Raw genomic sequence first — 14,860 nt, 5'->3', positions numbered from 1 at the left:
ACCTTCATTCCTGATAAATAACAGTAGTTTTTATCCCAGCTCTGCCTTAATTTTAAAGGAAAACTGAAATCCATGTTTGCCCTTAGGGTGAAGAACCATTGTGTAAAACCGACCCAGCCATGAATTGGCGCTCTTTCTGATTGAAAAGAAACTACAAACAACTACATTTTAAAAAACCGATAATCACACGTATATGAATCCAGTACAGGACCTAATTAAAAGTCTGGCCGACAAGCACGGGAAAAACAGAGAAAACCTGCTGCCCATCCTGCAGGGCGTGGTTGAGCAAGAAAAGTATTTATCCGAGTATTCGATGATTGAAATTGCCCGCGAGCTGGACCTTCCGGCAGCCGAAGTTTTCGGAACAGCCACATTCTATTCGTTTCTGGAACACAAAAAAATGGGTAAATACATTATCCGGGTTTGCAAAACCATCACCTGCTCCATGAAAGGCAAAAATCAAATCTTACATGCTATCGAGGATATGTTGAAAGTATCCATTGGAGAAACCACCCCCGATGGAAAATTCTCGCTCATGCAAACCAACTGTCTGGGGTGGTGCCACAAGGCGCCCGCCATGCTGATAAACAACGACATATACACCGAACTAACCCCGGAAAAAGTCCGGGAGATACTGGGTGAATACATGAAACGGGAAAGTTGAGAACAACTATTATCCGGAACAACCACCCTTTCAATTAAAAAACATTCAGACCAATAAGCAATAACCTAACTGCATCCATTATGGCATTCGAATCATATCAACTAAAACGGGCCGATTTCATTTTCAAGAATGAAAACGACTGGGAAAAAATCCTCAGCCGGACCTTGAGCCGTCCGCCACAAGAAATCATCAACGAACTGATGAGCTCAGAATTAAAGGGACGCGGTGGCGCCGGGTTCCCTACGGGACTGAAATGGAAACTGACGGCTGAAGAATCCGCCTCGGTAAAATATGTTATCTGCAACGCTGACGAGGGCGAACCAGGCACCTTCAAAGACCGGGAAATCCTCTCACTTGTTCCTTACAAGGTGTTGGTTGCTATGGCTGTTTGCGGCTACGTGATTGGCGCTGCCAACGGATTTATCTACCTGAGAGGCGAATACAAATACCTGGTTCCGGAACTAAACAAAGCCATCAAAGAATTTGAGTATTACTGTAAAGAAATAAACCACAACTTCAACATCAGCATATTTTTGGGTAGCGGCGCCTACATTTGCGGCGAAGAAACTGCCCTGTTCGATTCGATGGAAGGCAAACGTGGCGAACCGCGCAACAAACCCCCCTACCCAACTTCATCCGGATACATGGGAAAGCCCACCGTAATCAACAACGTGGAAACCCTGGCCCATACCTTCACGATCTTTAAATACGGCGCCAAAAAGTTTTACGACTTAGGAGTTCAATATTCACGCGGATCAAAGTTATTCTCTGTTTCGGGCGACACGCCCAAACCGGGCATTTATGAGCTGGAGTTGGGTATGAGCCTGCAGGATTTTGTGGAAGAATTTGGCGATGGCGACACAAAAGCGGTCCAGGTGGGCGGGGCATCCGGTTTTTTGGTGCCACGCAAAAAATTCGCCGAAACGGCTATCGGTTACAAAGGAAAACTCACCGGCATCTCGCTGCCTACCGGAGGTTCGATGATGCTATTCAACAGTTCGCGCTCCATGTACAACGTGCTGGATAATTACCTGGAATTTTTCAAGGAAGAAAGCTGCGGGCAATGTACCCCTTGCCGGGTAGGATGCCAGCAATTATACAGCGGGATCAAAGCCGTCAAGCGTGGCGAGAAACCCGCCCAATACCTCGACAAGTTGTTAAAGCTGACCGAAACCATGCAGCTTACCGCCAAATGCGGGCTGGGCCAATCGGTTGCCAATTCGTTTTCTTCCATTGTCGAGAACTTCCGTGAAGAAATGATTTACTAACGAAAAAGAGAAAGAACATGTCAGAAAAAATAAATATCACCATCAACGGGATGCCGGTTGAAGTGGAACAAGGCAAAACTATTTTGGAAGCTGCAGACCAGTCGGGCGTGATCATCCCCAGCCTTTGCTACCACAAAGACCTTTGCGTGGCCGGAAACTGCCGCGTTTGTGTGGTCGAAGTAGTTGGACAGAAGCGTCTTTCGGCAGCCTGTGCCACGCCCTGCGAGGAAGGCATGGAAATACGCACCAACAGCCTGAATGTGCGCAATTCGCGAAAACACATCATTGAGCTGCTGCTTTCGGAACACAATGCCGACTGCACACGCTGCTACAAAAACGGGAATTGCGAGCTGCAAAACCTGGCCTCAGAATACAAAATCATGAGCCAGGATTTTATACCATTGGCGCCGCAGAAAAAATACACCATCGATATGTTTTCGCCGTCCATCATTAAGGACAACAGCAAATGTATCCGTTGCCAGCGCTGTGTTCGCACCTGCGCCGAGTTACAGGGAGTGAATGCCCTCACCGTCGCCTTCAAGGGCGACGAAATGAAGATTACCACCTTCTTCGAAAAAGCGATGAACGATGTGGTATGCACAAACTGCGGGCAATGCATTAACCACTGCCCCACCGGCGCGTTGGTAGAGCGCAACTATATTGAAGAGGTTTGGGAAGCCATTGCCAATCCGAATTTACATGTGGTGGTACAAACCGCGCCGGCTGTTCGCGTTGGGCTGGGCGAAGAGCTGGGCATGCAACCAGGTACGCGGGTTACCGGAAAAATGGTGGCCGCACTCAAACGGCTGGGATTTGACTCGGTCCTCGACACCGATTTTACCGCCGACCTGACCATTATCGAAGAAGGCCACGAGCTGCTTTCGCGGTTGAAAAAAGCCTTGGTGGACAAGGACAAATCGGTGAAACTGCCCATGGCCACTTCCTGTTCGCCGGGATGGATCAAGTATATCGAGCACATGTACCCCGAGTACCTTGAAAATCTGTCCACCTGCAAATCGCCGCAACAGATGTTCGGGGCGCTGGTAAAAACCTATTACGCCAAGGCCCGCAAACTCTCGCCCGATAAAATCATTTCGGTATCCATTATGCCGTGTACCGCTAAAAAGTTTGAGGCGAACCGCCCGGAAATGCACGACAGCGGCTACCGGGATGTGGATTACGTACTCACCACCCGCGAACTGGCCATCATGATTAAGCAGGCGGGGATCGACTTCTATAAGCTGGAAGATGCCAAATTTGACCGGCTCATGGGAGAATCGTCGGGCGCTGGTGTAATTTTCGGGGCGACAGGCGGGGTGATGGAAGCCGCCCTGAGAACAGTTTATGCAGTTGTTACCGGCCGCGATGTGCCCTTCGAAAACCTGGACATTACGCCAGTACGCGGAATGGAAGGAGTTCGCGAAGCCAGCATTAAGATTGAAAACCCGCAACCGGAATGGGCTTTTCTGGATGGCGTTGAACTGAGGTGTGCCGTTGCCCACGGACTTGTAAATGCCAAAAAAGTAATGGATGACGTGGCAGCCGGGAAAAGTAATTTTCATTTCATTGAAATCATGGCCTGCCCCGGCGGGTGCCTTGGCGGCGGCGGGCAACCCATACCCACCAGCCCCGAAATACGTCAAAAAAGAGCAGAGGCCATTTACGCCGAGGATGCCGGAATGCCTATCCGCAAATCGCATGAAAACCCGGAAATCTTAAAAATTTATGAAGACTTCCTAATCAAGCCACTCGGCGAAAAATCGCACCACCTGCTACACACCCACTATGTGGGGCGAAATCGGTTTTAAAACTTCGAAGAGCTGTCCATCCGGCAGCTCTTCTTATTTTCAACAGGTTAAGCCAAGAGTCGATCCTTAATCCTAGTCAGTTACTCTATCTGATTAAAAGACATTGCAACAGGTCTGCCCTATGACATCACATGCAGAAATGTCTTTTTTTTAAAGTAATTTATACTTTTGAGCAATCAATTCCTCTAAGTATGCAAAATAGCGATCTGGTAATTTGGGAAAGCATCCGCAACGGGAAGGTCGATTCGCTTCGAATCCTTCACGAACGGTATTACTTTCAGCTATGCCATTTTACCAATAGCTACCTTCAAAATTTGACTGTCTCGGAAGAACTGGTTTCCGATTGTTTTCTGAAACTGTGGACACAGCGGGAACGGATTTTCATTCAGAAATCGGTAAAGGCCTATTTGTATTTTATGGTGAAGAATCAACTTATTGATTATTCCCGGAAAAAGAAACAAGACTTGATTCAGCTGACAGAAGCATTACCTGATTTTCCGGACGAGGAAGTGATGGACAAACAAGACTCTTATGCCGCCTTGTACCGTGCGGTAAAACGTCTTCCCGAACAGCGGCGCAAAATCCTTGAGCTTGCGGCTTTCGATGGATTGAAGTACCACGAAATAGCCTCACAACTAAACATTTCGGTCAATACGGTAAAAACCCAAATGGGCCGTGCTTACCAGTTTCTAAAAGAAGAACTTGGCACCCGTAATCTTCTGCTTTATTTCCTTTTCAAACGGTTTCGGTAAGAAAAATCAAAAAAAATCATTCCCCCCTGTCACCCTCGCTTTTCGTTTTTTCCGTCTTACAAGTAGAAACGAAACTCATGGAGAATAACGATCAAACTTTTTGGAAGTCTGCCGTATCTGATTTGCACCAGGCGCAGGAAGAAAACAGACAGTCAGATTTGACTGAAGAATCGCAGGCAGCATACGATCGGGTGTACCGTGATGCCGCAAAAATCCGGAATGGCTTGAAGGAGGTTGGCTCTGCCTATCAGATAAACAGCACTGCTTCCTGGAAAAATATCCGACGTCATGCACGTGTGCAGCAAATGAGGGCGATGGGTTTTGTCGTTGCCAGATATGCAGCCGTTATTCTGATTGCCCTTCTGATTGGCAATTACCTGCATCCTTTCCGGATGGATAATCTGGATGTGCAGTATGCCGCGATTGAGGTTCCTTTTGGACAGACGAGCCGCATCACGCTTTTCGATGGCACCGAAGTTTGGCTGAATTCCGGAAGCCGTTTTAAATATCCTAACCAGTTTAATCAACATCAGCGAGAGGTTTATCTCGAAGGTGAAGGCTTTTTTAAGGTCACCCCCAACAAGAAACTACCGTTTAAGGTGAAAACCGAACGGATGGAAGTGGAAGTGCTAGGCACTTCGTTTAATGTATCGGCTTACCATGATGAAGCCGGCCATTCGGTGGTTTTGGAAGAAGGCAAGGTGCAAATTAACGAACCTGATGGGAAAAAACTGTTGGAACTGGAACCGGGACAACGGGCCGAGCAAGATTTGGCCGACGGAAAATTTGTTGTTGAACAAGTACGAGCCACCGACTATACTAGCTGGAAAAACGGGACCATTGTTTTTCAAGCTGAAAGTTTGGGTGAAATCGCTAACAAATTGGAGCGCTGGTACAACGTGGAAATCCGCATCGAATCCGACGAGCTTGAGCGGTACCGAATTACCGGCGCCATTCTTCGGAATAAACCGATCCATCAAACCCTTCAGGCTTTCGAGCTACTGGCCCCTATTCAATCCGAATACCTGCCGCAAACCAATGCCAAAGACATCATAAACATCCGAAAAAAGTAATGCCTATGCCGTAAAACAAAGGCGATGAAATGCTGCGAACATTCCACCGCCTGTTCAATTAAAACACAAATGTTTCAATTTAAAATCAACCAAATTTATGAAAAAACATCGAGAGTTTCACCGCGACCTCAGGTTGCGAAAAAAGATTATGCGCGTTATGAAGCTAACAACTCTATTTATCCTGACACTCCTTATGAGTGTCCATGCTGCCAGCTATTCGCAGGCCACCAAGCTAAACCTCAGCCTGAAAAACGAATCGCTGGTTGAAGCGCTGAAGCAAATTGAGGACCAATCCGACTTTTATTTCTACTACAACAACGACGATGTACTGGGAATCAGCAACGTTTCGGTCGATGCCAAATCCAAAAACATCGACGAAGTATTGACCCAATTACTTCAAGACACTGGCCTCGACTACAAAATGATTGACCGCTATATCGTGATCAAGCGGAAAGAAGCGTCTGATCATTCGGTATTTGTCAACCAGCAAAAACCGGTTAATGGGAAAGTAACCGATTCAGCGGGTCTTCCGTTGCCTGGGGTAACTGTGGTGGTGAAAGGAACAACCACAGGAACTATTACAGATGGAGAAGGAAACTACAACCTGAACAATGTGCCGGCAGATGGTTTGCTTGTGTTTTCGTTTGTGGGGATGCGGATACAGGAGATCCCAGTAGTCAGACAAAACACCATCAATGTGACTATGGCTGAAGAAACTGTGGGAATTGAAGAGGTTGTGGCCGTGGGTTATGGCACCCAGAAAAAAGTCAATTTGACCGGTTCTGTTGCAGCAATCGAAGCCACGGAACTGGCCAATAAACCGGTTGCTACCACTTCTCAGGCGATTGCCGGTTTAGTTCCGGGATTAAGTGTTGTCCAGTCTTCCGGTCGACCAGGAACAAGTGCTACCGTTAAGATCAGGGGTACCGGTACTTTTTCCAGTGCAGGAAATAATCCACTGGTTTTAATTGATGGGATGGCAGGAAGTATCGATGATGTTAGCCCTGACGATGTTGAGAGTATATCGTTTCTGAAAGACGCAGCTTCGGCTTCGATATACGGTAACCGTGCTGCCAACGGTGTTATTCTGATTCAAACTAAAAAAGGGAAAGAAGGAAAATTCAGAGTTTCCTACAATAACTCATTAGGATGGCAAAAGCCAACAGAACTTCCTGAATTCTTGTCTTCCTGGGAATACGCTACCTATTATAATGAAGCCATGGAGAATATGGGGAATGCTGCGGCTTATACCAACGAACAGATTCAAAAATTTAAAGATGGTTCAGACCCGGATAACTATCCGGATGTAAACCACCTGGAATGGTTGCTGAATTCAGGTTCCGGATTCCAGCAACGGCATAATATCAGCATTCAGGGTGGAACTGAACGAATTACCCAAAATTTCTCGATCGGTTACTGGAAACAGGACGGGATGACTGCAAAAACTTCCAACGAAAGATATAACGTCCTGTGGAATACAAAAAGTAACCTTCTGGAATCCCTGACGTTGGATACACACTTGAACGCTTATACCAATTTGTACAAAGCGCCGAATGGTGAGCCCCAAAGTATTGATGGTATGATTGGATATGCCGTTCGTGAAGGGCCAATTTATGCCGGACAAAAATCGGATGGCTCTTTCGGCTATCAGGATAGTTATAGCCCGGAAGCCTGGCTTGCAAGCGAATCGTTTGTGAAAAATAATGAAGTGAATATTACCGGAACAATGCAGTTGACCTGGGCGACCCCGGTAAAAGGCCTTTCAGTTAGCGGAAAAACGGGGATTACATACAATACTGATTACAATAAGTCCTACCGCGCGAAAACCTATTTTGATGCGTCAAAAACCGTTGGCCCGGCTACTTTATCGGTTGTTTCAGGTAACAATACCTACAAAACCTTTGAGGGGTTGGTGAAATACGAAAAACAACTCGACTCGCATACATTTAACCTATTGGCCGGTTCTTCTTTTGAGGAGTATAAAGAGAATTATTTGACCGGTTACCGGAATACCTTTCCGAATAACTATTTGTATGAACTTGCTTCAGGGGCAGCTTCGAGCATGTCTAATGACGGCTATTCCAATGAATGGTCCCTTTTATCTTATTTTGGAAGATTAAACTATTCTTATCTGGATCGCTATTTATTGGAGGTGAATGCCCGGTATGATGGTTCTTCCCGTTTTGCAAGCAGCGAACGCTGGGGATTTTTCCCTTCTGTGTCAGCAGGATGGAGAGTTTCACAAGAAAATTTCTGGCAAAATTCAGGACTTAACAGCGTGATTGACAATTTTAAAGTACGTGGCTCATGGGGTGTTCTTGGTAATCAAAACATTGGCACATACCCATACCAGCAAACGTACTCATTAGGGCAAAATGCTGTTTGGGGGAGTCCGGGCACGATGGTTTCGGGAGCCAGGATCACATCTTTCAATAACCCGGAAATAACCTGGGAGACAACCCGGATTTTGGACCTAGGGATCGATTTCAGTCTTTGGTCCGGCAAAATAAACGGTGGGGTTGATTATTTTGACAAGTACACCGATGACATCCTTTCCTCGGTTCAGGTTACCCGAATAATGGGACGAAGCGTAGGCCAATCCAATATTGGCGCCGTTTCCAATAAAGGGATTGAAATCAATCTTGAGTATAATGCAAAGATTGGTAAGGATATTAAAATTAGTTTAGCGCCAAACTTTACCTACATTAAAAACGCGGTTGAAGAACTTGCTGACGGAGCATTGACTGACATTAACAATAACCGGATTGTCGGAGAACCTTTAGGTATTATTTACGGGTACAAAACAAACGGATTGTTCGTTGACCAGGATGAAATCAATGCAGCACCGGATCAATTGATTGGCAAAAGCGGGCTAAAACCCGGATATGTAAGATACGAAGATATAAGCGGACCAAACGGAGTACCAGACGGAATCGTTAATTCGACGTATGACAGAACAGTGATCGGAAGTACCACTCCCAAGTTCTATTATGGATTAAATATCAATGCCTCGTATAAAGGATTTGATTTTTCAGCTCTTCTTCAGGGCTTAGGTGGTTATGACCGGTTAATCGGATCGTACATGGCTTACGCATTTTATAATGGAGGACAAATTCAACAATGGCAGGCCGATAACCGCTGGACGGTGGATAATCCGGATAAATGGGCTAAATACCCGCGTTTGGAAACTCTCAACATGAACAACACAAACCTGCAGGTTTCCGACTATTGGCTGAGAGATGCCAGCTTCTTGAGAATCAAGAATGTGCAGATCGGCTATACGTTCACCAAAAGTTTGGTAAGTCGGTTGGGACTTCAACAATTGAGAGTGTTTTTCAGCGGACAGAACCTGTACAATTTTACCTCTTTCTATAAAGGTTGGGATCCGGAGAATGAAATATCTACCGGTGATGCTCCTTCTTACTATCCGATTAACAGTATTTATTCTTTTGGAATAAATGCCAAGTTCTAATTCACTAATAATTGAAAAGATGATAGTTATGAAACGAATAAATATAAAATCAATTTTGGCGGCCGTTCTTGTATCCCTGATTTTATTTTCAGTGACGAGCTGTGAAGATTTATTGGACAAGCAACCGCTTACTTCCATTTCAGATGCCAGCTTCTGGACGGGCGAGGAGGATGCCTTGTTGGCATTGGTCGGATGTTATAGATTTCCCAGCGGATGGACACATGATGATTTTGCACATCCTCAGGGATTAATGTATTTAGACCTTGCAGGCGGACACGGTGTTGAAAAGGAAAACTTTACGACTCTTGGCATGGCCAGCAGCAATACCGTGGCTACAAGCGGCAATATCCTCGGATACTGGTCCAACGCTTATTCTCAAATTGCTCATTACAATACTTTCCTTGATAAAATAGGAGATTGTCCGATGGATGAGAGTAAAAAAACGCTTTGGGCCGCAGAGGTAAAATGTCTGCGATCATATTACCTGTTCTATCTTGCTTTCCATTGGAAGGATGTGCCAATGCCTCTGACAACAATAGGTGTCAGTGACGCCAATTCGATTGCACAGACTCCACAGGCTGATGTGTATAAACAGGTTGAAGATGATCTGAAAGCTGCTATTGCGATATTGCCGGAACAGAGAACTTCCTCGGAGTATGGCCGGTTTACCAAAGGTGCGGCACAGGTGCTTTTGAGCAGATTGTACCTGGCTGAGGAAAGATGGAGCGATGCTGCCACTGCTCTGAAAAGTGTCATTGATTCGGATGAATATGAAATTGACAGAAGTAATGGGGACGATAGCTACGAAAAGCTCTTTCAGATTGGAGGCGAATACAGCTCCGAAATGATTTTCAGTATCCAATACCTGAAAGATAATATATCAACCTCGCGGTATATCTATTTGTCTCCGGAGGCTCTTGGAGGATGGCATCAGTTTGCGCCGTACAACGAGCTGGTGAAAGCCTATTTTTGTAGTGACGGTAAAGATATTGCGACCTCTGCTGTTTATGATGACGATGATCCTTATGTGAACCGTGATCTCAGGTTATATGCAACCATTTTCCTGCCGCCGGTGGGAACATACGAAGGGACCACGTTCAATAACGTAACCTATAACTGCTTTTTGGGGGCAAACAAGAGTGACAGTTACAACCGGTACACTTTATTTAATGGTTACTGTCCGAAAAAGGGATTAGATGCAAGTGTTTCCAATCCATACGAAACGTATACCTATACCCCGATTATGCGTTATGCCGAGGTTTTGCTTGGTTATCTGGAAGCCGTGAATGAGGCCACACCCGGAGCCGTTGACCAACAATTGCTGGATCTAACAATTAATGATATCAGGGACCGCGTTAATTTACCTCCGGTCCAGATTGCCGATGTTGCCAGTCAGGATTTGGTTCGCCAGGCTGTTCGTAAAGAACGAAGGGTCGAGCTGGCCTTCGAAGGATTTCGTTATTATGACGTACTGCGCTGGGGGATTGCAGAGCAGGAATTGAATCATACCTTCACCGGAGTGAAATTGTCGGATGACCCGAATGCTCCAAATTACCGGGGATCTGGCTCTACAGCCTCACCGGTGGATGAGGATATGTATTACAAATTTGAAACACGTACCTGGTCTGCTCATAACCGGTACTTCCCGATACCTCAAAATGACCTGAACATAAACGATAACCTGGAGCAAAACACAGGGTATAATTAATCTCAACGTATAAATCCAGGGTGTCTGAAATAGCGAGACCCTGGATTTATTTTTTTTAGTCAACAAAACAGTAAGAAATCAAGCCGATGAAACGAAGAACACTATTAAAGCACTTAGGTATTTCGGTGCCGGGCATGATTCTGGCCCAGCACACTTTATCCTCCTGCATGTTGAATGGAAGCAAGAACAGGGATATCGCTCGCGGACCATTTCAACCGACCTGGGAATCATTGGAAACCTATCAAACTCCGGCATGGTTCCGGGATGCCAAACTTGGGATGTGGGCACATTGGGGGCCTCAGTGCCAGCCCGAAGCAGGCGACTGGTATGCCCGTGGCATGTACCAGGAAGGCTCGCATCAGTACAAATACCATCTCGATAAATATGGCCATCCATCTGTTTTTGGATTCAAGGATGTCATTAATGAGTGGAAAGCAGAAAAATGGGACCCGGAAGAACTGGTCACATTGTACAAAAGTGCGGGGGCAAAATATTTCATGGCTATGGCCAATCATCACGACAATCTGGATATGTACAACAGTACTTATCAACCCGATTGGAATTCAACGAAAGTTGGGCCTAAAAAAGATATCATTGACGGTTGGGCAAAAGCAGCCCGGAAAAATGGTTTGCCTTTTGGCGTCAGTGTTCATGCTGCCCATGCTTGGAGCTGGTACGAAACTGCCCAGCGTTCGGATAAGAACGGACCGTATGCCGGGATTCCCTATGACGGGAAAATGACTAAAGCCGATGGGGCGGGCAAATGGTGGGAGGGCCTTGACCCGCAGGATTTGTATGCCCAAAATCATCCGCTGAGCAAAAACAGCGAAAATGATGGCATGATCCATCGTCAATGGCATTGGGGCAATGGCGTGGCCCAACCTACCCAGGAATATATTGACAAGTTTTATAATCGAACCATTGAACTCATCGATAAATATGGACCCAACCTGGTTTATTTTGATGACTCACAGCTCCCTTTCTGGCCAATCAGCGATGCCGGATTACGCATTGCCGCGCACATGTATAATAAGAGTATTGGCGATCATGGGGAACTCCGGGCTGTTATCAATGGCAAAATATTGGATGAAAACCAGCGCAAGGCCATGGTCTGGGATATCGAGCGCGGCCAGAGCAATGACATTGAGCCTTTGCCTTGGCAGACTGATACCTGCATTGGTAGTTGGCATTACGATCGGTCGATATATGAAACCAAACGTTACAAGTCGGCCAAAACAGTCATTCATATGTTGGTTGACGTAGTCAGTAAAAACGGGAACTTGATGTTGAATATTCCGGTACGAGGCGATGGTTCCATCGATGAACTGGAACGACAAGTGGTTGAGGAAATTGGAGGGTGGATGAAACTGAATGGCGAAAGTATTTATGGAACCCGCCCGTGGAAGGTGTTTGGAGAAGGTCCGGCACAGGAAAGTGCAGCGGCTTTGTCAGCGCAGGGGTTCAATGAAGGAAAAGGAAAACCTTTCTCGGCAGAGGATATTCGCTTTGCAACCAAAGGAGAAGTGTTGTATGCAATTGTCATGGGGTGGCCGGAAGATGGAGTGGTAAAGATAAAAAGTCTGGCAGCTGCTTCAGCCGATTATCCCAAGGAAATTAATAAAGTAGAATTAGTCGGCACGAAGCAGCCATTGAAGTTTGAACGTACTCTTGATGGACTTCTGGTCTATTTTCCTAAAGAGGAGGTATCCGACTCTTATGCTGTACCACTGAGAATTGTGTAACTCGTAAGAGCATATTTACATCGCATGCATAGGCAAATATTAATGCTACCATACAAAAAGGCGTAGAACTAGCGTCTCATCTCTGGAATCTGGGATGAGCGATCAATCAGCCGAAGCTGAAACAACTTGTACTATTATGCAATGAATTGTAGAAAAGCTAGTGACAAAAGTTAGACGCCCCGTCTACCGCACGATTCAAACTTAAAATCTGCGATGCGAGCATTCAATCAACTTTTAGCTCTTACAAGATCCGGATCTTCGGGGTATCTTCTGGGTTTGGAAATCCAGAAGATACCCCGAACAACCCTTGAAGATACGAGCTAGATAGAGTGGTGGCGTGGACATGATTTATTTAGTCCGCATTTTTAAACTAAAAAAGAAAAAAATGAAAAGAATTCTAACTATCTGCATTACGTTATTAATGGCATTTTACTCAAATGCCCAAAATTCGATACAAATAAAAACTGTCGACGATTCCAATATGCTTCCTCCGTTTCCCGAAATTCCGGCAAAGCAATCTATAAACAGTGTTGAAATGGGCGACTCGAAAGCATTCCCGGAAATGATACTGGATATTCCTATCGCTGACGGACCATTTGAGCCAACTTGGGAGTCAATCGAAAAAAATTATCCTGGCGAACCAGCTTGGCTTCGTGAGGCGAAATTTGGCATATGGGTTCATTTTGGCCCTCAATCGGCAGGAGAAAGTGGCGATTGGTATGCTCGACACCTTTATAAACCAAGTCATTTGGCCTACAAAAACCATGTAGAAAGGTACGGCCATCCCTCTGAAGTTGGATACAAGGAAGTACTACGTGATTGGAATCCGAACAAGCTTGATCCAACTGCACTCACAAAGATATACGAAGATGCCGGCGCTCGTTTTCTGATGATACAAGGCGTACATCACGACAATTACGATTTATGGAACTCAAGATATCATCCATGGAACTCTGTAAACATAGGGCCTAAGCGCGACCTGATCGGCGAATGGGCCAAGGCATGCCGGGCTGAAGAGATGCATTTTGGTGTTACCTTCCATCATGAATACACATGGTGGTGGTGGCAAACAGCTTTTGGATGTGATATCGAGGGGGATAAGAAAGGTATTCCTTACGATGGTAACCTCACACTTGCCGATGGCAAGGGGAAATGGTGGGAAGGATATGATCCTCGTTTACTATACGGCATCGACCTGCGCGAATATAAGGGTGTAAAAGATGCAGCAAATTCGCCTTGGTCCCCTCCTCCTGCAGGTATATTTTCAAATCATCTGGAGTTTGCCAAATGGTACACCACCCAGTGGGCCTTGAGAATGATGGATGTTGTGGAACAATACGATCCCGATTTCATCTACACCGATGGGACGGTCCAGGGGCCTTTCACCGGAGATGGAACAGGAACGGGAATCAAAGCCAATGCTATGCCACTGGTTATGGCCGATTACTACAACCGCACACTTCAAAAACGTGGTGAAGTAAACACTTTTAGTATTGTGAAATTCCGCGAAAAAACAAACGGCACTGTAAATACCGAAGAATTTGGCGTTCCGGCCAACATCAACACCAACCAACCGTGGATTGCCGAAGCACCAGTAGGAGATTGGTTTTATGCCCCCAATTTTACTTATGATGCAGGCATGATGATCCGGTATATTATTGAGGCCATTGCACGCGACGGTAATGCTGCATTGTGTATTTCAATTTTGCCGGACGGCTCTTTGGATGATGGAAGCTTAAAAATGTTGAAGGAAGTTGGTGTGTGGATGCGTTTGAATGGAGAAGCAGTTTACGGAAGCCATGCATGGAAAATCCCTGGAGAAGGTGAAATGGTAAATGGTAAATTAAAGATGCTTCCCGGAGGAAAACTGGAACGTCGCCATGCTGATTTCAAGTTCGCATCTCAAGACTTTCGTTTTACGATTGGGAAGAATGGGGCACTTTATGCATTTTGCATGACCGTTCCAAAACCTGGAGAACAACTAAGAATAAAATCGCTTGGTACAAATACAAATTACCTGGACAAACCCCTCAAAAGCGTAAAGCTGCTTGGCTACCAAGGCAAACTCAAATGGAAACAGGAAGCTGACGGCCTTACCATTACCTGTCCGCAATTAATGGCGTTTGCCACGTCAGTTGTGTTCTGTATTGAATAAATATACTGATCAGATAGTTTAATTAATCTTAATGAGACGATTTGTAACGAATCGTCAAGAAATAGCCAACCGTCAACTCTTGGCCTCTGCTCCCCGTTCTTACGATTGCATTGTATGGTATCAGTTGAGCCCTCTTTTACTCCTACCAAATCCAGATCTTCCGGGTATCTTCTGCGTTACTTCTGCGTATCTTCTGTGTTTTTCATCGTAGAAGATAC

At 45.6% G+C, this 14,860-nt stretch carries 9 protein-coding genes; all 9 read left to right on the top strand.

The window, feature by feature from the left end:
* The first annotated feature begins 193 nt into the window (after positions 1 to 193).
* Positions 194 to 664, top strand: a complete 471-nt coding sequence (locus N2K84_RS09855) for an NADH-quinone oxidoreductase subunit NuoE family protein (RefSeq protein ID WP_282591636.1) — start codon at positions 194 to 196, stop codon at positions 662 to 664.
* An 80-nt stretch (positions 665 to 744) separates the two neighbouring features.
* Positions 745 to 1,932, top strand: a complete 1,188-nt coding sequence (locus N2K84_RS09850) for an NADH-ubiquinone oxidoreductase-F iron-sulfur binding region domain-containing protein (protein WP_282591635.1) — start codon at positions 745 to 747, stop codon at positions 1,930 to 1,932.
* A gap of 17 nt (positions 1,933 to 1,949) precedes the next feature.
* The gene (locus N2K84_RS09845; RefSeq protein ID WP_282591634.1) at positions 1,950 to 3,740 is read left to right on the top strand and encodes an NADH-dependent [FeFe] hydrogenase, group A6; all 1,791 of its coding nucleotides are present in this window, start codon (positions 1,950 to 1,952) and stop codon (positions 3,738 to 3,740) included.
* A 191-nt stretch (positions 3,741 to 3,931) separates the two neighbouring features.
* A complete protein-coding gene (locus tag N2K84_RS09840) occupies positions 3,932 to 4,492 on the top strand; it encodes an RNA polymerase sigma factor (RefSeq protein WP_282591633.1) in 561 nt (186 codons plus the stop codon).
* A gap of 77 nt (positions 4,493 to 4,569) precedes the next feature.
* Positions 4,570 to 5,565, top strand: a complete 996-nt coding sequence (locus tag N2K84_RS09835; protein ID WP_282591632.1) for a FecR family protein — start codon at positions 4,570 to 4,572, stop codon at positions 5,563 to 5,565.
* Between the two features lie 97 nt (positions 5,566 to 5,662).
* A complete protein-coding gene (locus tag N2K84_RS09830; RefSeq protein ID WP_282591631.1) occupies positions 5,663 to 9,037 on the top strand; it encodes a TonB-dependent receptor in 3,375 nt (1,124 codons plus the stop codon).
* 28 nt (positions 9,038 to 9,065) lie between these two features.
* Positions 9,066 to 10,745: a RagB/SusD family nutrient uptake outer membrane protein gene (locus N2K84_RS09825; protein ID WP_282591630.1), complete on the top strand. Its 1,680-nt coding sequence runs from the start codon at positions 9,066 to 9,068 to the stop codon at positions 10,743 to 10,745.
* An 86-nt stretch (positions 10,746 to 10,831) separates the two neighbouring features.
* Positions 10,832 to 12,487: an alpha-L-fucosidase gene (locus N2K84_RS09820; protein ID WP_282591629.1), complete on the top strand. Its 1,656-nt coding sequence runs from the start codon at positions 10,832 to 10,834 to the stop codon at positions 12,485 to 12,487.
* A gap of 385 nt (positions 12,488 to 12,872) precedes the next feature.
* Complete coding sequence (locus tag N2K84_RS09815) at positions 12,873 to 14,642, top strand: alpha-L-fucosidase (protein WP_282591628.1); 1,770 nt, start codon at positions 12,873 to 12,875, stop codon at positions 14,640 to 14,642.
* Positions 14,643 to 14,860: the final 218 nt, after the last annotated feature.

The organism is Gaoshiqia sediminis (assembly GCF_025907915.1).
Lineage (GTDB): Bacteria > Bacteroidota > Bacteroidia > Bacteroidales > Prolixibacteraceae > Gaoshiqia > Gaoshiqia sediminis.
The sequence above is the reverse complement of the archived record's forward strand: the minus strand, read 5'-3'. Positions and strand labels throughout refer to the sequence as shown.

Excerpts from the sequence above, each read along its gene's own strand:
- N2K84_RS09855 (WP_282591636.1), top strand. The coding sequence starts at position 194 with ATGAATCCAGTACAGGACCTAATTAAAAGTCTGGCCGACAAGCACGGG.
- N2K84_RS09850 (WP_282591635.1), top strand. The coding sequence starts at position 745 with ATGGCATTCGAATCATATCAACTAAAACGGGCCGATTTCATTTTCAAG.
- N2K84_RS09845 (WP_282591634.1), top strand. The coding sequence starts at position 1,950 with ATGTCAGAAAAAATAAATATCACCATCAACGGGATGCCGGTTGAAGTG.
- N2K84_RS09840 (WP_282591633.1), top strand. The coding sequence starts at position 3,932 with ATGCAAAATAGCGATCTGGTAATTTGGGAAAGCATCCGCAACGGGAAG.
- N2K84_RS09835 (WP_282591632.1), top strand. The coding sequence starts at position 4,570 with ATGGAGAATAACGATCAAACTTTTTGGAAGTCTGCCGTATCTGATTTG.
- N2K84_RS09830 (WP_282591631.1), top strand. The coding sequence starts at position 5,663 with ATGAAAAAACATCGAGAGTTTCACCGCGACCTCAGGTTGCGAAAAAAG.
- N2K84_RS09825 (WP_282591630.1), top strand. The coding sequence starts at position 9,066 with ATGAAACGAATAAATATAAAATCAATTTTGGCGGCCGTTCTTGTATCC.
- N2K84_RS09820 (WP_282591629.1), top strand. The coding sequence starts at position 10,832 with ATGAAACGAAGAACACTATTAAAGCACTTAGGTATTTCGGTGCCGGGC.
- N2K84_RS09815 (WP_282591628.1), top strand. The coding sequence starts at position 12,873 with ATGAAAAGAATTCTAACTATCTGCATTACGTTATTAATGGCATTTTAC.